This window comes from Moritella marina ATCC 15381 (genome assembly GCF_008931805.1).
In the GTDB taxonomy this organism is placed as follows: Bacteria; Pseudomonadota; Gammaproteobacteria; order Enterobacterales; family Moritellaceae; genus Moritella; species Moritella marina.
Map to the genome: position 1 here is coordinate 3876765 of NZ_CP044399.1, position 19949 is coordinate 3896713.

Sequence of the window (19949 nt, forward strand, 5' to 3'; positions counted from 1 at the left end):
AATCAATTAATTTAAGGACATAGAATGCCATCCAACATATATTTGGGGTTATTCGCATTGCTAACGATCAATGCGCATGCTCAACAATTGACGCTATCTGTTGCCGAGGATATTGCCCTAAAACGCGATCCCTCCGCCACACTATACAGCGCACAACAAGCCAGCTTAATTGCACAAGGTATCAGTCGCTCACAACTTGCCGACCCAATGATAAAATTCGGCTTGAATAATGTGCCTGTTGATAGTTTTTCACTATCTGATGACCCAATGACCCAGTTTAGTCTCGGTCTGTCACAACAATTTTCAGCCGGTGATTCCCTGGCGTTAACCGCGAAAGGCTTTTCCTTACAGGCACAGCAAAGCATACAATTAGCTGAAAACCGCCAATTAGAATTAAAGCTGCAGATCCGTGAATTATGGTTTGATATACGCTTTGCCAAAATAGCCCAAAGTATTCTCGCCAAGAACCAGCTATTATTTAGTCAGCACGTCACCAACCTCTACCGTCAATTCGAGTTAGGCTATCGTCAAAATCAAGATCTCATTAAAGCAGAATTAGAACTAGCCAAATTTGATGATAAAATTGCGGCGTTTGCGCAACAAGAACAAGCACTGCGCGGTCAACTTGTCTCTTGGGTTGGCCCACAAGCATTTACTACATTTTCAACGCAACTACCAACCTGGCCACAGAGCCTTGAGTATGTGCAACAAGCAGGTCTAAAACATTACCGATTACTGGCAGTGCATCCACAAGTATTAGCTGCGCAACAAGCCATTGATGTTGCTCAGAACAATATAGCCACCGCCAATGAATCTTATAAACCCGCTTTTAAGGTTGATGTGGGTTACGGTCATCGTGAAGCGCTAGATATGGCAACCGGCTCCAGCCGTAGTGATTTAATCAGCGGTTCAGTCTCGATGAATATTCCGCTATTCACCAGCAATCGCCAAGACCAAGTCGTTATTGCTGCGACTCAAGGAAAAGGTATTAAGCAAGCAGAAAAAGATTTATTGCTAATTAAATTCAATGGCATATTAAATGGTGCCATGGCCAATTTCAGCAATACCAAAGCTCGAATGCAACGTTACCAAGACACTCTCCTAGTGCAAGCCAAAGCTAATAGTGATGCCGCAATACAAGGCTACCAAGCCAATACCAATGATTTTGAACAGGTCATCAAAGCATTAATGGATGAACAAGCTCTCACACTTGAATATCAACAATTGCACTTTCAAAATTTAAAAACCTTAGCGCGTATTCGTTACTTTCAAGCATTATAGAGGCTGATATGAAAACATTACTAACTAGCTCAATTACATTAGCATTAGGTCTTGTAGCAGGTACGTGGTTTAGTACACAAACACCGTCAACAACAAATACAGAACCAGAGATCTTATATTGGGTGGCCCCGATGGATGCTAACTACCGTCGAGACAACCCTGGTCAATCACCAATGGGGATGGATTTAGTGCCCGTTTATGCTAAAAAATCACAAACAGTAGCTCAAACAACAACAGTCCAAGAACCGCTGTATTGGGTTGCGCCCATGGATGCAAACTACCGCCGTGACAAACCAGGTCAATCGCCAATGGGCATGGATTTAGTGCCTGTTTACCAAGATGCCACAACGGCAAGCGATGCAGGCTTAGTGACCATATCAGCGCGTGTAGAAAATAATTTAGGCGTCCGTACACAAACGGCGCTGCGCCGCCCTTTCACATCGCAAATAAATACCGTCGGTATATTGGAATTTAATCAGGATTCACTCTGGCAAATTAACAGCCGTGTTTCTGGTTGGGTTGATCAACTCTATATCAAGAATACCGGTGAGTTCGTCACCAAAGGACAAGCACTATTCACCTTATATTCACCTGAACTGATTAAAGCACAGAAAGAATTGCTCAATACGCTACGTATCGGTAATCACCCCCTCATCAGCTCGGCAAAAAAACGTTTGTCTGCATTGGGTATCAGCCAAGCACAGGTTAAGCAGATCAGCCGAACTCAAAAAGTGATCCAAAATGTCACGATATCAGCTCCAAAATCCGGTTATATCACTGAACTAACTATTCGTGAAGGCGCTTACATTTCACCTGCGGTGCAAATAATAACAGCTGGGCTATTAACAGAAATATGGTTACAAGCCGAAATTTTTGAGTCTCAAGCAAGTCAGGTCAACATCGGTGATAAAGCGACGATGCAAGTAGACAGCTTTCCAGGGCAAACTTGGCAGGGAGAAGTGGATTACATTTACCCAGAATTAAACGCCGCGATCCGAACGCTAAAAGTAAGAATTAAAATCACCAATTCAGATGAACGGTTAAAACCAAACATGTTTGCCACGTTAACATTGGACAGCCAACAGCAAACAAATTCAATACAGGTTCCGCGTGAGGCAATAATTCGTTCTGGCACGCTTGATCGAATTGTACTTGCCAAAGGCGATGGTCAATACCAATCAATCAAGATCACATTAGGTAGAGAGTCTGCTGGTTATGTCGAAGTACTCGCAGGACTTAACGATGGCGACGAGATCGTCACTAGCGCTCAATTTCTACTGGATTCAGAATCAAGCTTAACCGCCGATTTTAGCCGTATAGGTCCGCCGACAATGAGTGACAACAGTATGCCAATGGATCACCATGACATGACTGAAATGAACCACGATGACATGATGCAAATGGACCACAGCAACATGAACCACGATGGCATGAACAATAATGATCAATCAAACGAATCCACCACTGACGATGATTTATCTTGGTTAGATTTTGATGATGCGGGAGAGCTGTAATGATCAAAAGAATAATTGAATGGTCGATACACAATCGCATCATGGTGTTATTAGCGACCTTGGTCGTGCTTATCTACGGTAGTTTTGTAATCAAAAACACCCCCGTTGACGCCATTCCCGATCTCTCTGATGTCCAAGTTATCATTAAAACCACTTACCCGGGGCAAGCGCCACAAGTCGTGGAAGATCAAGTGACCTACCCACTGACGACCGCCATGTTATCAGTGCCAGGTGCAAAAACAGTACGCGGTTACTCGTTCTTCGGCGACTCTTATGTTTACGTTATCTTCGACGATGGTACTGATATGTACTGGGCTCGCTCAAGGGTATTAGAATATCTATCACAGGTAACGCCGAATCTCCCGAGCACAGCAAAACCAGCGCTAGGCCCTGACGCGACTGGTGTCGGCTGGGTATACTCCTATGCGCTCACCGATACCAGCGGTAATCACGATTTAAGCCAACTGCGTAGCATCCAAGATTGGTTCTTCAAATATGAACTACAAACTGTTGCAGGCGTCTCTGAAGTCGCAACCGTTGGTGGTATGGTCAAGCAATATCAGATCAGTGTAAACCCAGATAAACTGCGCAGTTACCAGATCCCATTATCGTTAATTACCAAGGCGATCAAACGTGGAAACCAAGAAGCTGGCGCTAGCGTTATCGAAATGGCTGAAGCCGAATACATGGTCCGTGCGAGTGGTTATATCAGCTCAATCGATGACTTAAAAAATATCCCTTTAAAAATCAGCGCAGCAGGCACGCCATTATTATTAGGCGATGTCGCCGATATTGTCCTTGGCCCACAAATGCGCCGAGGTGTTTCTGAACTCGACGGCGAAGGTGAAGTCGTTGGCGGTATTATTGTCATGCGTTACGGTGAAAATGCCCGCGATGTCATCGCTGCAGTCAAAGCCAAAATTCAAACGTTACAAGCCTCACTACCACAAGGTGTTGAAGTTGTTCCGACATATGATCGCTCAACATTAATCGATAATGCCGTCGACAACCTCTACCTTAAATTATTGGAAGAGTTTCTTGTCGTGATTGTTGTTTGTGCATTATTCCTATTCCACATTCGCAGTTCGTTAGTGGTGTTAGTCAGTTTACCGATTGGTATTCTTGTGGCCTTTATCGTTATGTCATGGCAAGGCATTAATGCCAACATTATGTCATTGGGTGGGATAGCTATCGCCATTGGCGCCATGGTTGATGGCGCGATTGTGATGGTTGAGAATGTCCATAAACATATCGAAAAGACGCCATTAACAGATAAAAACCGCTGGCAAGTCATCAGTAAAGCAGCTGCGGAAGTTGGTCCAGCACTGTTCTTCTCACTACTTATTATTACTTTTAGTTTCGTTCCTGTATTCGTACTCGAAGGCCAAGAAGGGAAAATGTTTGCCCCGCTCGCCTTTACCAAGACCTATGCAATGGCAGCATCAGCAGGACTCGCGGTGACCTTAGTGCCAATATTAATGGGTTACTTCATTCGCGGTAACGTATTACCAGAACATAAGAACCCCATCAACCGCGGTCTAATTGCGTTATACCGCCCAGCGTTGGCATTCACACTAAAAGCACCGGTACTGCTACTTTCTATCGTCATTGGCCTTGTTGCTGTCGGCTTTTACCCCGTCACTAAGATCGGTAGTGAATTTATTCCACCGCTGGATGAAGGTGATCTCATGTATATGCCCACCACCTACCCGGGTATCAGCATAGGTAAAGCGCGAGAATTATTACAACAAACCAATAAGTTAATCAAAACACTCCCCGAAGTAGAACGGGTATGGGGTAAAGCGGGTCGCGCCGAAACAGCGACGGATGCAGCGCCGCTCACCATGATTGAAACTTTCATCACATTAAAACCAAAAGCGCAGTGGCGAGAAGGTGTCACTTCAGAGAGTTTACGCCAAGAACTGGATAAGTTAGTGCAATTCCCTGGTTTAACTAACGCTTGGGTAATGCCGATCAAAACCCGTATCGACATGCTAGCAACAGGTATAAAGACACCAATTGGCATCAAGATCGCAGGTGAAAAACTGAGTGAGATTGAACAAATTGGCAAGCAAATAGAAAAGATATTACAACATGTACCCGGCACTACATCCGCCTATGCTGAGCGCGTTGTTGGCGGACGTTATGTGAAAATTGATATTGAGCGTGAAAAAGCGGCTCGTTATGGATTGAATATTGCCGATGTACAAGAAGTCATATCAACGGCAGTAGGCGGTATTAATGTAACTCAAACCATCGAAGGGTTAGAGCGTTATCCTGTTAATGTTCGTTACCCGCAGTCTTACCGTGACAGTATTGAACAAATGAAATTATTACCCTTGATCACACCGCAAGGCGCTAGGATTGCCTTAAGTGATGTCGCGAATATTTATGTCGAAGGCGGCGCGCCGATGATTAAAACAGAAAACGCTCGCCCTAATGGTTGGGTTTATGTCGATATCGAAGGCCGAGATCTCGGTTCTTATGTGCTCGATGCTCAGCAAGCCGTTGCCGAACAGCTGGTGTTACCTGCTGGTTATTCAATTGCTTGGTCTGGACAATACGAATATATGCAACGTGCCAAAGACACCTTGTCAGTCGTGATCCCAGCCACGCTCGCCATTATCGTGTTATTACTTTACCTCGCCTTTAGACGGGTTGGTGAGGTACTGCTTATCCTTGCAACATTGCCACTCGCCATGATTGGTGGGATCTGGTTATTGTACTTACTCAACTACAACTTCTCGATTGCGGTTGGTGTCGGCTTTATCGCCCTCGCCGGTGTTGCGGTTGAAATCGGCGTGATCATGCTGGTTTATTTAAATCAATCATTAGCAGCGGCACAAGCGGCCGGTAACTTCACCAAAGCTAAATTACAGCAAGCAGTTATGGATGGCGCAGGACTACGTGTACGCCCTATCATGATGACGGTAGCAACCGTAATAATAGGCTTAATCCCAATTATGTATGGTGACGGTACCGGCTCTCAAGTAATGCAGCGTATTGCAGCGCCGATGATTGGCGGTATGGCTTCAGCCATCATTCTGACACTATTAGTATTACCAGCCTCTTTCTATCTGTGGAAATCCATCAGCTTAAAATCACAGATGGTTAATGAGCAAGATACTGAAACAAAAAATAAATAAACTCAAATTTAAAATAACCGATAAAGGAAAAACAATGTTTAAACAATTAACTATCGCAATCACCCTTAGCGCCGCGCTCAGTTCACCAGTATTTGCCCACGGCGATGGTGATGGCCACTGTAAAGACACTCAATTAGGCAGTGTTATGTCAGCAATGAGTGATGATTTAAAAGCCTATGTTGGCGCATTCAAACGTGATGACCAAGCCGCAATGCAAGCTCAATTGACTAAATTATTGGCCAACAGCGCCAAAGCCAAAAATGAAATCCCTTTGAAGCTACAGCAGAAAGTGCCCGCAATGAAAGGCATGGATCATAGCAACATGAAGAATATGCAAAACATGAAAGGTATGGATCATAGCAACATGGCGAATATGCAAGACATGAAAGGTATGGACCACAGCAACATGGCGAATATGCAAAACATGAAAGGTATGGATCATAGCAACATGGCGAATATGCAAGACATGAAAGGTATGGACCATAGCAAGATGGCGAATATGGACGGCATGGATCATAGTACCCACATGCAGCACATGGCTTACCAACAAGGCATTGAAAAATTAACAAGCCTCTTTACTCAGCTGCAAGACGCAACATCAAAAGGGCAAGTGAAAACAGTACTGGGTGATATTAAGCAGCACATCAAAAAAAGCCATAAAGCCTTTCGCCTCAATTGCGATTAACTGCAACCAATAACACCTAACTAATATATGACGCTGTTGCAGAATAAGCAGCAGCGTAATATTCCATCCCCACACTTAATCGTCCTCCTATACTTTAAAACGATAGCTACAGTTCTCATTAAATAAGCCGCTACTTTCAATCCGATTTTATATGTTATCGAGTGGTTAAATTAACCCTCTTTTTTACAAATAACCCCATCTTAGATCAACCATTAACGGGGGAAATCTGTTAATATTTAGCCAATCTAGTTAAATTTGGAAATATCATGGCTACTGAAACACTAAGAATTGCAACCCGTAAAAGTCCACTTGCAATGTGGCAAGCTGAGTATGTAAAAGCACGTCTAGAATCGATCCATCAAAACCTTACCGTGGAACTAATTCCAATGGTAACAAAAGGTGACATCATTTTAGATACGCCGTTAGCAAAAGTGGGTGGTAAAGGCCTTTTTGTAAAAGAACTTGAAGTGGCAATGCTTGAGAACCGTGCCGATATTGCCGTGCATTCAATGAAAGACGTGCCAGTTGAATTTCCAGAAGGTTTAGGCTTAGAAGTGATTTGCGAACGTGAAGACCCTCGTGATGCTTTCGTTTCAAATACTTACAAAAAAATAGAAGAATTATCACCAGGTGCAATCGTAGGAACATGCAGTTTGCGTCGAGAATGCCAACTGAGTGAAGCACGCCCAGATCTAAAAATCATGAATTTACGCGGCAACGTTAACACCCGTTTAAACAAACTTGATAACAAAGATTATGACGCGATTATTCTGGCAGCAGCAGGTCTGAAACGCCTGGATATGGAGTACCGTATTGCTAGCTACATTGAGCCAGAGCAAAGCCTACCAGCAGTAGGCCAAGGTGCAGTAGGCATTGAATGTCGCGTTGATGATGAACGTGTAAAAGCAATCCTAGCACCTCTAAATCACCCTTTAACCAGTGATCGAGTATGGGCTGAGCGCGCAATGAACTTAGCATTGGAAGGTGGTTGCCAAGTACCAATCGGTAGTTATGCATTAATCGACGGTGATGAACTGTGGTTGCGTGGCCTTGTTGGCAAGCCAGATGGTACTGAAGTTATCCGTGCAGAAATCCGTGGCGACCGTAAAAATGCCCGCCAGTTAGGCTTAACACTTGCTGACACTCTGCTAGCACAAGGTGCAAAAGAAATTTTAACTGAAGTTTACAATAACGCAGACGCATGAAAATCAGGGCGCTAATCACTCGCCCACACGAAAAAGGCGAGCAACTTGCTCGTCAGATTAAGGCTGCTCATGGTGCAGCCTTATGCTGCCCGTTTATCGACATTTCCGCAGGGCAGCAATTTGATAAAGTGAGCTCATTACTGGAAAAATTACAGCCCGGTGACTATATTATTGCCATAAGCGATAATGCGGTAGAGTATGCAAACAGCAGTTTAACCCTCGGTAATAAAACGTGGCCACAGCAGATAAACTATATCTCAGTCGGCCCGACCACGGCAAAACGCTGGCAGAAATACGGTGTTAATCACGTAGAAATACCCGATACACATGATAGCGAAGGCGTATTAAAGCTACTTGCTAACGTATTAGTTACAGGTAAAAACATTGTTATTCTTCGTGGTAATGGTGGCCGAGAAACCATGGCAGAAGATCTAATTAAACGCACCGCAAACGTGACATATTGTGAAGTTTATCAACGTACTGTACCTAATTATGATCCAGAGGTACTGATTAATAAGTGGCAACAATTCGCTATTAATAGTGTTATTATCACTAGCGGTGAAATCCTCAGTAACCTGATTAAAACAATACCCTATACAGCGTTACCTTGGATATTAAACTTAAACTTTATTGTTCCTAGCCAACGAATTGCAGCACTTGCTCACGGCTTAGGAATAGAACACGTCACCATTGCTAGTGGTGCATCAAATAATTCATTATTTAATGCTGTTAAGCAATTGGATATGCAGATAGGAATAAGCTAAATGACAGATAAAAAAAATAACAGTCAACATGCCGAAGCTAAACCAACAAAAGGCATTATTGACTCACCAGACTCGGTTACAAAGGAAAGTAAGCCAGCAAGTAAGACGGGAGTGATCACTGGTGCAGTAGCAATACTGTTAACGCTTGGTCTTGGTGCGGGTCTTTATTACCATAGCCATCAGCAGAATCAAATTCAGCAGCAAGTCATGGCGACATTACAAGCACAGCTGCAAGAACAAAAAGACACCCAACAGTCACTACGCCTACAATTAAGCGAAAATAACCAAACTATTGCGAATCAATTAAAGCAAACGACACAGCAAGTTACCGACATTAAAGAAAGTGAAAAGCTAACGAATTCACAACTTGAAACGGTACAACTGGCGATCGCTAACTTAAAAATGCGAAATCCCAATGAGTGGATGCTTGCCGAAGCAGAATATTTAATTCGCATCGCCGGTCGTAAGATTGCATTAGAACAAGACGTTGATACCAGCTTAGCCTTACTGTCATCGGCAAGCCGCCGTCTAACCCAATTAAACGATCCGAGCTTATTACCACTACGCAAAGTCATCGAGCAAGACATTGCTACTCTGACTAAATTACCGCGTATTGACCACGATGGCTTAGCATTAAAACTGGCAATCCAAGCTGAAGAAGTTGATAACCTCGTCTTAGCGGGTTTAACTCGCCCTGATATCATTAAAACAGATAAAGAATTATCTAGTAACAGCTCGGACTGGAAAGAAAACTTAACTAAATCGTGGCAGTCATTCAGCGCTAATTTCATTACTATCCGTCGCCAAGACAATTCTGTCGATGCGCTGCTGTCACCACAAACAGCTTGGTATTTAACTGAAAATCTAAAAACGCAACTACTGCAAGCAGAATTAGCCGTATATCGTCAAGACCAAGCTAAATTTAAGCTCACACTGAAAACAGCAAATGCTTGGATTAAGCGCTATTACGATGTCAATCAACCCGCGACTAAAGCGATGTTAACAACGCTTGATACGCTAAAAGAAACAACGATTACGACAACATATCCAAGCAAGTTAAATAGTGCAGCATTGATTCAAACGACAATCAGAGATCGCAAAATCAATTCACTCGCAAATAACACTGGCGCAGAATAAGCGGAGGCAGAGAACATGGTTAGATTTATCGTATTAATCGCACTGCTTCTTGCAGGTGCAATTGGCGCCCCTTACTTCATGGGCAATAAAGGTTATGTAATGGTCGCAGCAGGCGACTATATCATTGATGCAACGGTGAGCAGTGCCGTGATCATGGTTGTTGGTTTCTACTTTGCGTTGTTAGCCATCGAAGCATTAATCAATAAACTGACACACAGCTTAGGTTGGTTTAATCGTTATCACCAAGCGCGTGCAAAAATACAAACTGAAAAAGGTATTTTAGCATTAGCCAGTGGTGACTTTAAGCGAGCTGAAACGTTAACCCTAAAAGCAGCTAAAAAAGCACAAGTACCCGTATTAAACTACCTTGCCGCTGCACAATCAGCACAAGGGCTTGGTAACGAAACCAAACGTGATGAGTATTTATTATTAGCACACAAGAATGCTGATAAAAACACCTTTGCAGTAGAATTAACACAAGCTAAATTACAAGTTGAACAATTACAATTTGAACAAGCATTTGCCTCACTCTCTTCATTACATCACCAGCAGCCTAAAAACAAAGTGGTATTAACGTTGTTTAAAAATGTGTGTATCGAAAGAAAAGAATGGGGTCAATTACTCAACCTTATTACACCATTACAAAAACAAAAACTGTTAAGCACAAGTGAAGCGGATGAACTCCGTAAAAGCAGTCACTTCCAGCATTTAGGTGAAGTAGCAAAACAACAAGGCAGCACAGGTCTACTTGATACTTGGAGCGCACTCCCTAAGGCGCTAAAAAATGATGGACGTTATTTGGCTGAAACAGCAAGCCTACTGCTCAGTCGTAATGATGATCAGTCTGCGTACCTGTTAATTATGGACGCATTAAGTAATGAATTTTATCCTGAGTTAATCGCGCTAACGCCACAATTAAACTTAACGGATCATCATGCTTTAATTGAACGTCTTAAACGTTTGCAAAAAAGCCGTGAAGGTTCAGGTTTGTTAGCGGTGAGCATTGGCCAGTTGATGGTGAAAGAAGGACGCTGGAGCGACGCTGTCGAAGAGTTAAGCCAAGGTATGAGTCAATCTCCATCGACATCGGCTTATGCAGCACTCGCGCAGGCTTATGAAAAACTAGGTCGTGTTAACGATGCCAATGCGACTTACAAACAAAGCTTGAGCTACCATCAGCAAGATGAATAAATCACATTAAATTGAAGATATTAAAAAAGCCGTAACATCTGTTACGGCTTTTTTATTATCAATACATTTTCAGTATCGATTAACGGTCGTTAGCAATACTTAAATGAATTCAAATGCATCGCCATATAAATGTTCTTTTACGCCAAATGGTGCAAAATCGGTACGTGCAGCACCTGCCATTTCAAAACGACCCGCGATATAAATATCACAAGCAGCTAAGTCAGTAACATCTTCCATAACCACTTGATGAACTTGCCCTATTTTTCCAGACCATTCAGCAGGCGCAGTTTCAACAACAGGAATAAACGTTACCTGTGGATGTGCATCCGCTAATTCTTGTGCTAATGAAAATGCATATAGATGCGATGCTTCACGAGCGCCCCAATACAATGAAATAGGACGTTTACTCACTTCAACCGCACGTTCTAAAATCGATTTTGTATACGAGAAACCAGTACCGCCAGCAATTAACACTAAAGGACGTTCTGAGTCTTCTCTTAATCCTGCATTACCGCCAGGTAGTTCAACTTCAACAGTACCTGATTTTAGACGTTCAACAACTTGCATTGCATATGAATTTTGTTCTGATGCACCAATGTGCAATTCTAAAATTTCATCATTACTTGGATTAGAAGCAATTGAAAATGGGCGCTTGTCATCTTCTGCCATGACCACCATTAGATATTGTCCAGCTTGAAAATCCACCTTCTGTTCAGGTTTCAATTTCACGTTAAATACAGTATCTGTATAAGACTCTAATAACGTCACTTCACACTTAATTCTTAACATACATTCCCTTTCAATCTTAATCTCTGACAAGCACGAATTTTTATGATCTAGCTCATTTATATCACAAAATACCTAATTCGTCCCATAAATCATCGACTCGTTGTTTAACCTTTTCGTCCATTACAATAGGTTCACCCCATTCGCGATCAGTTTCACCAGGCCATTTATTGGTTGCATCCATGCCCATTTTTGAACCTAAACCAGACACAGGTGAAGCAAAATCAAGATAATCAATTGGCGTGTGTTCAATCATAGTCGTGTCACGTGCTGGATCCATACGTGTCGTAATAGCCCAAATCACATCGTTCCAATCACGCGCGTTAATATCATCATCACACACGATCACAAACTTGGTGTACATGAACTGACGTAAGAAAGACCAAACCCCCAACATCACGCGTTTTGCATGACCCGGATATTGCTTCTTAATTGTCACAATCGCCATACGGTACGAACAGCCTTCAGGCGGTAAATAAAAATCGACAATTTCAGGGAACTGCTTTTGTAAAATTGGCACGAAAACTTCATTTAATGCCACACCTAATACCGCTGGTTCATCCGCAGGACGGCCTGTGTAAGTCGAATGATAAATAGCATCTTTACGCATAGTAATGTGCGTAACCGTAAACACAGGAAATGAATCCGTTTCATTATAGTAACCAGTATGATCACCATAAGGGCCTTCTTCAGCCATTTCGCCCGGCGCGATATAACCTTCTAAAATGATTTCCGCACCAGCAGGTACTTCCAAATCATTAGAGATAGATTTAATCACTTCAGTACGACTACCACGTAATAACCCAGCAAACGCATATTCAGATAACGTATCCGGAACCGGTGTTACCGCCCCTAGAATCGTTGCAGGATCAGCACCAAGAGCCACTGACACAGGGTAGTTTTCACCTGGGTTTAATTCTTGGAATTCTTTAAAGTCCAGCGCGCCACCACGGTGAGATAACCAACGCATAATGACTTTATTTTTACTCAGCACTTGCTGACGGTAAATACCTAAATTCTGACGTTTTTTGTAAGGTCCTTGGGTGATCGTGAGGCCCCAAGTAATCAAGGGTGCAACGTCACCAGGCCAACAATGTTGTACCGGTATTTTAGATAAGTCGACGTCATCACCCGTTAAGATAATTTCTTGGCAAGGTGCTTTGCGCAATCTTTTCGTCGGCATATTTAATACCTGTTTAAAGATTGGCACTTTTTCCATTAATTCTTTAAAGCCTTTTGGCGGCTCAGGTTCTTTCAAATAAGACAACCACTGACCGACTTCACGTAGTTCGCTTAAACTCTCGCGCCCCATGCCCATAGCAACACGATCAGGCGTACCAAAAAGATTGCCCAGTACCGGCATAGTATGACCTTTTGGATTTTCAAATAATAACGCCGGACCACCTGCTTTTAATGTGCGATCACAAATTTCAGTCATTTCTAAGTACGGGTCAATTTCTTGTTTAATACGTTTTAGCTGACCTTTACTTTCAAGCAAAGCAATAAAGTCTCTTAGATCTTTATATTTCATAAACGGTTCCATGCTATTTTTGGCAAAAAAAACGCCATACACTTGTTATAAAAACAAAATATATGGCGCTTATTTTAAATATTAATCACAGACAATTAGCCTAAACGATTATGACTTTTGTTTCTTCATTGCATCGAAGAATTGATCATTCGTTTTCGTCATCGCCAGCTTATCAATCAGGAATTCCATCGCATCAATCTCGCCCATTGGGTGAATAATTTTACGTAGGATCCACATTTTTTGTAGCTCAGCTTTATCTGCTAATAACTCTTCACGACGCGTACCTGAACGAGTGAAATCAATCGCAGGATAAACACGGCGTTCAGCAATTTTACGGTTAAGGTGTAACTCTTGGTTACCAGTACCTTTAAATTCTTCGTAAATTACTTCATCCATTTTCGAACCAGTGTCGATCAATGCTGTTGCAATAATAGTTAAAGAACCACCTTCTTCAACATTACGCGCAGCACCAAAGAAACGTTTCGGACGGTGTAAAGCATTTGCATCAACACCACCAGATAAGATCTTACCTGATGACGGCGTTACCGTATTGTAAGCACGTGCTAGACGCGTTACAGAGTCGAGTAAGATGATCACGTCTTTCTTGTGTTCTACAAGACGTTTTGCTTTTTCGATCATCATTTCCGCCACTTGTACGTGACGGTTAGCAGGTTCATCAAATGTTGAAGCGATTACTTCACCACGAACCAAACGCTGCATTTCAGTTACTTCTTCCGGACGCTCATCAATAAGCAATACCATCAAGGTTGCCTCAGGATGATTTAGTGCAATTGAAGAAGCAATATTCTGTAATAACATTGTTTTACCGGCTTTCGGCGGTGCCACAATAAGACCACGTTGACCTTTACCGATCGGGGCACTTAAATCAAGAATACGTGCGGTGATATCTTCGGTACTACCATTACCACGCTCTAAACGTAAACGTTCATTTGGGTGGATTGGAGTAAGGTTTTCAAAGAGGATTTTATTACGAGAGTTTTCTGGACGGTCAAAGTTTACTTCGTTAATTTTGAGTAGAGCAAAATAACGTTCGCCATCTTTCGGCGGTCTAATCTTACCACCAACAGTATCACCCGTTCGCAAGTTAAAGCGACGGATCTGACTTGGTGATACATAAATATCATCAGGACCGGCGAGATACGAGCTATCTGCTGAACGCAAGAAACCAAAGCCATCCTGCAAAATCTCTAAAACACCATGACCAAAAATGTCTTCACCGCTTTTTGCGTGAGCTTTTAAGATAGAAAAAATGATGTCTTGTTTTCTTAAGCGAGCCAGATTTTCTAGACCCATAGATTCGCCCAGTTTTACAAGTTCAGAAACTGGTGTGTTTTTTAATTCGGTTAAATTCATAATGATGAGTTCGAGCTTATGCGACCTTTGCGTAACGGGATGTCAACCAAGGATAAAGGGTTTGAATCAATGATCGAGTGTGTGGTTCATTAACTAAGTAATAAATCCATAATTTGAGTTATTGAATCAATGATTGGATCATTGATTGATGTACCTGACTCGGCACGTAGAGCAATAAACGCACAGTAAAATTAGCATTTATATTTTTATTCGTCCACTGAATAATAGCATACTGACAAGATTTAAAAACAAAATCTCGTCAGTATTTTTTATGTTACAGGTTTTCGTCTAGAAAACTTTGTAATTGCGCTTTTGATAATGCGCCAACTTTCGTTGCTGCTACAGCACCGTTTTTAAATAATAATAAAGTCGGGATACCACGGATACCAAATTTTGGTGGCGTACCTGAATTTTGATCAATATTTAATTTACCGATAGTCACTTTACCTGCGTACTCTTCAGCTACTTCGCTTAAGATCGGTGCGATCATTTTACACGGTCCACACCACTCAGCCCAGAAATCAACTAGTACAGGTAATTCAGAATATAGTACATCTGTGTCGAAAGCAGCATCAGTTAGCTGGATAATTTTGTCGCTCATTTATAACTCCAATAAAAAATAATTTTGTTACTACATATATGTGGCACTCATTGCTCTATTTCAATAGATTTAAGTTCTTAATGCAAGCTTAACCTGATATGCTAATTAAATGAGCAAAAAACATCTTACAGAACATAAGTTCTCCCAGTTTGGCCTTAATGCCGACGTACTTTCTGGGTTAGAAGCGTCAGGCTTCGAATATTGTACACCAATTCAAGCGCTTAGCTTGCCATTTGCCATTAAAGGTAAAGATGTCGCCGGTCAAGCACAGACTGGTACAGGCAAAACGATTGCATTTTTAGCCGCTATTTTCCATCATTTATTGAAAACACCAGCCGCTGAAGATCGTCCAAAAAATAAGCCTCGCGCTATCATATTAGCGCCAACTCGTGAACTTGCAATTCAAATTCATAAAGATGCGATACCAATTGCCAAAGCAACAGGCCTTAAAATGGGTCTGGTTTATGGTGGTGAAAGCTACGATATTCAGCGTGAAAACCTTGCAAATGGTGTCGATATTATTATTGGCACTGTGGGCCGAATCATTGATTTTGAAAAACAAAAAGCAATGGATTTATCCGGTGTGGAAGCATTAGTATTAGATGAAGCCGATCGCATGTTAGATCAAGGTTTCATTAAAGACATTCGCTACCTAATGCGAAAAATGCCAGACCCGAAACAGCGCCTAAACCTATTATTTTCAGCGACCTTTACTTGGGATATTCGTGAACTTGCTTACCAGCACATGAATGAACCTGAAGAAGTAACTGTAGAAGCAGAAAAAGTAACAGGTAGCAGCATCACTCAAGAGCTATTCCATCCATCAAATGATGACAAGATGGCTTTACTACAAACGTTAATCGAAGAAGAATGGCCAGATCGCGCGATTGTATTCGCTAACACCAAACACAAATGTGAAGACATCTGGGGCCACCTAGCTGCAGATAAACATCGCGTAGGTCTATTAACAGGTGATATCCCGCAGAAGAAACGTAATAGTATTCTTGAACAATTTACCCAAGGTAAATTAGATATTCTTGTGGCAACAGACGTTGCGGCCCGAGGTCTACATATTCCAGCAGTAAGTCATGTATTTAACTACGATTTACCTGATAATTGTGGCGATTACGTTCACCGTATTGGCCGTACAGGTCGTGCTGGTGCAACAGGTCATTCAATCAGTTTCGCGTGTGAAAAATACATTTACAACTTACCTGCGATTGAAGAATACATCGAAAATACGATCCCTGTTTGTCATTACGATAAAACAGCATTGTTAACTGATTTACCGCGACCTGTTCACACTAAACGTGCACGTCCAGGTAATTCACGCACAATGAACGATCGTAGTAAAACGCGTCGTACTGGTCAACGTCAGCATAATACGCACAACAAAACCCATTAATAACATAGTTTGTTTATAGATAAGTGATTAGTGTGAGCCAAAAAAGTTCGTCAAATTTATATGCTGTCATTGACCTAGGTTCAAACAGCTTTCATATGTTAGTTGTTCGCGAGATTAGCAACAGTTTGCAAACTGTTGCTAAAGTAAAACGCAAAGTAAGACTTGCGGCGGGCCTTGATGCAAACAACAATCTTGATCAAGCCGCATTGCAGCGTGGTTGGGATTGCTTAAGTTTGTTTGCAGAACAACTCCAAGATATTCCGACTGCGAATATTCGCATTGTGGGCACGGCAACATTACGCCTTGCTAACAACGTCGCAGAATTTCTGGCAACAGCAGAGAAAATATTGGCCCATCCGGTAAATATAATCTCCGGAGAACAAGAAGCCGCGCTAATCTACAAAGGCGTTGCCTATACCAGCAGTGGTCAAGGTAATCGTTTAGTTGTCGATATTGGCGGTGCAAGCACTGAGCTCATTATTGGTGAACAAGCCCAAGCTAAATTACTTTATAGCTTTAAAATGGGTTGTGTTACTTGGTTAAATAACTATTTTTCCGATGGTAAGCTCAATCAACACAACTTTACGCAGGCTATTGATGCGGCAAAAACGGTCTTGAAACCTCAACAAGAAAAGTATTTAACCTTGAGCTGGGATAGCTGTATCGGGGCATCCGGTACAATCCAAGCGCTGCAAGAAATAATGGTCGCGCAAGGTGAAAACGAACATATCACCTTAGCTAAACTACACCGTATCCAACGGCAAGCAATTGCCTGTGGGAATATTGAAAACCTCAATATTAAAGGCTTAGCGAGCGATAGAAAACCAGTATTCACTAGTGGCCTCGCTATTCTAACAGCGCTATTCGAAAGCTTGAATATTAACAATATGTTTTTAGCTGGCGGCGCATTAAGAGAAGGCGTTATTTACGAAATGACAGGCCTACGCGCAAGTCATAACGTACGCCAACAAACAGTGAATGCATTAATGGTTAAACATCAGCTTGATATTGAACAGGCTGAACGCGTTAAACTCACGTCATTAAAAGCCTTTGACCAATTAAAATCAACGATTTCAGTAGACGATATCCAAGCAGGGCCTTTATTAGCTTATGTGAGTAGTTTACACGAAATTGGTTTGTCGATTGATTATAAGAAAGCGCCACAACATGCGGCTTACCTTATCGATAATACCGATATGCTTGGTTTCACTAAAGCGCAAAAGCAGCTGCTTTCAGCATTATTAATTAATCAGCGTGATGAGCTAAATTTATCTTTATTAGCACAGCAATCAGCAATCAGTTACGCCAGTGCATTACTGCTTTGTCGTATTCTACGTGTCTCATGTACCTTAGCCTTACGTCGCACCGATGGCACAATACCTGATTTTTCACTGAATACTGCAGCAGACAATACCCTCGTGATCACGTTACCTGCGCAATGGTTATCCCAACACCCATTACGTGCAGCGGCCCTTACATCAGAGTTAGCACTACAAGCGAAACAGCAGTTACCATTACGTATTCAAGAGCATTAATTTCAGTAAATAATATATTGTCGAATGCTAAAAACAAAAAACCGAGCCAGATGCTCGGTTTTTTATTAGCGCTAAATAATGCTCAAAAGAGTTACTCCCCCTGATATCTTATCTTTAAGCTTTATTTTCTTTCAGCCATATAGCCACACGTTTAGCAAAATACGTCAAAATGCCATCAGCACCCGCTCGCTTAAAGCATAACAATGACTCAAGCACACACTCTTGCTCTTTTAACCAACCGTTTTGAATCGCAGCCATATGCATCGCATATTCACCACTCACTTGATAGGCAAACGTCGGAACACCAAATTCATCTTTAACACGGCGGACGATATCCAGATAAGGCATACCCGGTTTCACCATCACCATGTCAGCTCCCTCTTCGATATCCATCGCCACTTCTTGTAACGCTTCATCAGAGTTAGCCGGATCCATTTGATAAGTGACTTTACTGCCACCCTTCAAATTACTTGCTGAGCCAACGGCATCACGGAACGGGCCATAATAGTTTGACGCATACTTTGCCGAGTAAGCCATTATTTGGGTGTTAACATGTCCTGCATCTTCTAGTGCAGCGCGAATAGCACCAATACGACCATCCATCATATCTGAAGGAGCGACAACATCGGCCCCAGCTTCAGCATGAGAAAGCGCCTGTTTCACTAAGATATCGGTGGTAATATCGTTAAGGATATAACCCGTAACATCAATAATGCCGTCTTGGCCATGTGTCGTGAACGGATCTAACGCTACATCCGTCATCACACCAAGTTCAGGGAATGATGATTTTAATGCACGCACTGCTTTTTGTGCCAGGCCATTGGCGTTATAAGCTTCTTCAGCTAATAAACTTTTTTGCTCTAACGGGGTTACTGGGAAAATGGCAATCATCGGAATGCCTAATGCAACCAGTTCAGCAGCTTCTTCAAGTAATAAATCAATCGATAAGCGTTCAACACCCGGCATTGATTCAATAGCTTCACGTCGACCATTACCTTCCAGTACAAACATCGGATAGATAAGATCATTAACAGTTAACTGATGCTCAGCCACTAAACGACGTGAAAAATCATTTTTGCGATTACGACGAGGACGGCGATTTGGGAATCCACCTAGAATAGTTTTACTCACGATATCTCCTTACGAGGTAGGAATACGAATTTGGCAACCAAGTACGAGTGGTACTTGGTTAGACCGTCATCTTACCGCGTGAGTAAGTGAATATCAGCACCTTGTACTGAAATAGCATCAACAATTACATTAATTGACGAATTAATTGCAGCCTTTTGATCTACCGCAGGTAATGCATACACATAACTCGCCGTGGATAAAAGGATACTTTCACAGGTGGTGAGCAGGTACGGTATAGGTAAATCCTTCACCGTGCCATTTTGAATTCCCGCATTAAGTAATTGGGTAAAAAAGCCTAACACTTCCTGCCATATCGCTAGTTGGGCCTTTTTATCAAAATACAGCGAATGACTGCATAATAAAATAAACGCCATTTTTTGTGGCTGGCTAACTAACCAGGTCACCCCATTAACCCAAATATTCGTCAATGGAAAAGGTGAGTCAGGATCATTTGTTTGTAACAACGCCTGCGCAAACTCTTTTTTCACTTCGAAATATAACGCTTCGATTAACGCTTCTTTCGTCGCAAAGTGATGAAACAAGGTACCCGTTGCAACTTTAGCTTCACGAGCAATCGCCGCTGTCGAAGTACCATGAAAACCATTGACCGTGAATAACGCTAATGCGCTATCCAAGATCAGCGTTCTTTTTGATTTAGTCATA

At 42.1% G+C, this 19949-nt stretch carries 16 protein-coding genes; 10 read left to right on the forward strand and 6 right to left on the reverse strand.

Features of this window, described 5'->3' with window-relative positions; genetic code table 11:
• Positions 1-24 precede the first annotated feature (24 nt).
• The 8 genes from FR932_RS17475 (at position 25) to FR932_RS17510 (ending at position 10923) form a co-directional block, all read left to right on the forward strand.
• Positions 25-1281 (forward strand): TolC family protein, encoded by a 1257-nt coding sequence (locus FR932_RS17475; protein WP_019442720.1) that lies wholly within the window; start codon positions 25-27, stop codon positions 1279-1281.
• An 8-nt stretch (positions 1282-1289) separates the two neighbouring features.
• The gene (locus tag FR932_RS17480) at positions 1290-2795 is read left to right on the forward strand and encodes an efflux RND transporter periplasmic adaptor subunit (RefSeq protein ID WP_019442721.1); all 1506 of its coding nucleotides are present in this window, start codon (positions 1290-1292) and stop codon (positions 2793-2795) included.
• The gene (locus FR932_RS17485) at positions 2795-5941 is read left to right on the forward strand and encodes an efflux RND transporter permease subunit (protein WP_019442722.1); all 3147 of its coding nucleotides are present in this window, start codon (positions 2795-2797) and stop codon (positions 5939-5941) included. Before FR932_RS17480 ends, FR932_RS17485 begins: the two co-directional genes overlap by 1 nt.
• 34 nt (positions 5942-5975) lie before the next feature.
• Positions 5976-6626, forward strand: a complete 651-nt coding sequence (locus FR932_RS17490; protein WP_019442723.1) for a hypothetical protein — start codon at positions 5976-5978, stop codon at positions 6624-6626.
• A 266-nt stretch (positions 6627-6892) separates the two neighbouring features.
• A complete protein-coding gene (gene hemC, locus FR932_RS17495) occupies positions 6893-7831 on the forward strand; it encodes a hydroxymethylbilane synthase (RefSeq protein WP_151676842.1) in 939 nt (312 codons plus the stop codon).
• Entirely contained in the window at positions 7828-8595 is a 768-nt protein-coding gene (locus FR932_RS17500; RefSeq protein ID WP_019442725.1) for a uroporphyrinogen-III synthase, read from the forward strand. Before hemC ends, FR932_RS17500 begins: the two co-directional genes overlap by 4 nt.
• Complete coding sequence (locus tag FR932_RS17505) at positions 8596-9732, forward strand: uroporphyrinogen-III C-methyltransferase (protein WP_019442726.1); 1137 nt, start codon at positions 8596-8598, stop codon at positions 9730-9732.
• A 15-nt stretch (positions 9733-9747) separates the two neighbouring features.
• Complete coding sequence (locus FR932_RS17510) at positions 9748-10923, forward strand: heme biosynthesis HemY N-terminal domain-containing protein (RefSeq protein ID WP_019442727.1); 1176 nt, start codon at positions 9748-9750, stop codon at positions 10921-10923.
• A gap of 99 nt (positions 10924-11022) precedes the next feature.
• On the opposite strand, the gene fre is transcribed toward FR932_RS17510, so the two are convergent.
• From fre to trxA, 4 genes are all read right to left on the reverse strand, one after another.
• A complete protein-coding gene (gene fre, locus FR932_RS17515; RefSeq protein ID WP_019442728.1) occupies positions 11023-11712 on the reverse strand; it encodes an NAD(P)H-flavin reductase in 690 nt (229 codons plus the stop codon).
• Between the two features lie 61 nt (positions 11713-11773).
• Positions 11774-13240, reverse strand: a complete 1467-nt coding sequence (ubiD, locus tag FR932_RS17520) for a 4-hydroxy-3-polyprenylbenzoate decarboxylase (protein ID WP_019442729.1) — start codon at positions 13238-13240, stop codon at positions 11774-11776.
• A 108-nt stretch (positions 13241-13348) separates the two neighbouring features.
• Positions 13349-14614: a transcription termination factor Rho gene (gene rho / locus FR932_RS17525; RefSeq protein ID WP_019442730.1), complete on the reverse strand. Its 1266-nt coding sequence runs from the start codon at positions 14612-14614 to the stop codon at positions 13349-13351.
• A gap of 274 nt (positions 14615-14888) precedes the next feature.
• Positions 14889-15215 (reverse strand): thioredoxin TrxA, encoded by a 327-nt coding sequence (trxA, locus tag FR932_RS17530; RefSeq protein ID WP_019442731.1) that lies wholly within the window; start codon positions 15213-15215, stop codon positions 14889-14891.
• 109 nt (positions 15216-15324) lie between these two features.
• Between trxA and rhlB the strand changes: the two genes are divergently transcribed.
• Together rhlB and gppA are read left to right on the forward strand one after the other, a co-directional pair.
• A complete protein-coding gene (gene rhlB / locus FR932_RS17535; protein WP_019442732.1) occupies positions 15325-16620 on the forward strand; it encodes an ATP-dependent RNA helicase RhlB in 1296 nt (431 codons plus the stop codon).
• Positions 16621-16652: 32 nt separating this feature from the next.
• Complete coding sequence (gene gppA / locus FR932_RS17540) at positions 16653-18155, forward strand: guanosine-5'-triphosphate,3'-diphosphate diphosphatase (protein ID WP_019442733.1); 1503 nt, start codon at positions 16653-16655, stop codon at positions 18153-18155.
• 114 nt (positions 18156-18269) lie between these two features.
• On the opposite strand, the gene hemB is transcribed toward gppA, so the two are convergent.
• Complete coding sequence (hemB, locus tag FR932_RS17545) at positions 18270-19286, reverse strand: porphobilinogen synthase (RefSeq protein ID WP_019442734.1); 1017 nt, start codon at positions 19284-19286, stop codon at positions 18270-18272.
• 71 nt (positions 19287-19357) lie between these two features.
• Complete coding sequence (locus tag FR932_RS17550; RefSeq protein WP_019442735.1) at positions 19358-19948, reverse strand: TetR/AcrR family transcriptional regulator; 591 nt, start codon at positions 19946-19948, stop codon at positions 19358-19360.
• Position 19949: the final 1 nt, after the last annotated feature.

Bases quoted from the DNA above. Each gene is read 5' to 3' on its own strand.
- rhlB (WP_019442732.1), top strand. From the start codon at position 15,325: ATGAGCAAAAAACATCTTACAGAACATAAGTTCTCCCAGTTTGGCCTT.
- FR932_RS17485 (WP_019442722.1), top strand. From the start codon at position 2,795: ATGATCAAAAGAATAATTGAATGGTCGATACACAATCGCATCATGGTG.
- ubiD (WP_019442729.1), bottom strand. From the start codon at position 13,240: ATGAAATATAAAGATCTAAGAGACTTTATTGCTTTGCTTGAAAGTAAA.
- FR932_RS17475 (WP_019442720.1), top strand. From the start codon at position 25: ATGCCATCCAACATATATTTGGGGTTATTCGCATTGCTAACGATCAAT.
- FR932_RS17510 (WP_019442727.1), top strand. From the start codon at position 9,748: ATGGTTAGATTTATCGTATTAATCGCACTGCTTCTTGCAGGTGCAATT.
- FR932_RS17550 (WP_019442735.1), bottom strand. From the start codon at position 19,948: ATGACTAAATCAAAAAGAACGCTGATCTTGGATAGCGCATTAGCGTTA.
- hemC (WP_151676842.1), top strand. From the start codon at position 6,893: ATGGCTACTGAAACACTAAGAATTGCAACCCGTAAAAGTCCACTTGCA.
- FR932_RS17500 (WP_019442725.1), top strand. From the start codon at position 7,828: ATGAAAATCAGGGCGCTAATCACTCGCCCACACGAAAAAGGCGAGCAA.
- rho (WP_019442730.1), bottom strand. From the start codon at position 14,614: ATGAATTTAACCGAATTAAAAAACACACCAGTTTCTGAACTTGTAAAA.
- fre (WP_019442728.1), bottom strand. From the start codon at position 11,712: ATGTTAAGAATTAAGTGTGAAGTGACGTTATTAGAGTCTTATACAGAT.
- trxA (WP_019442731.1), bottom strand. From the start codon at position 15,215: ATGAGCGACAAAATTATCCAGCTAACTGATGCTGCTTTCGACACAGAT.
- FR932_RS17480 (WP_019442721.1), top strand. From the start codon at position 1,290: ATGAAAACATTACTAACTAGCTCAATTACATTAGCATTAGGTCTTGTA.
- FR932_RS17490 (WP_019442723.1), top strand. From the start codon at position 5,976: ATGTTTAAACAATTAACTATCGCAATCACCCTTAGCGCCGCGCTCAGT.
- FR932_RS17505 (WP_019442726.1), top strand. From the start codon at position 8,596: ATGACAGATAAAAAAAATAACAGTCAACATGCCGAAGCTAAACCAACA.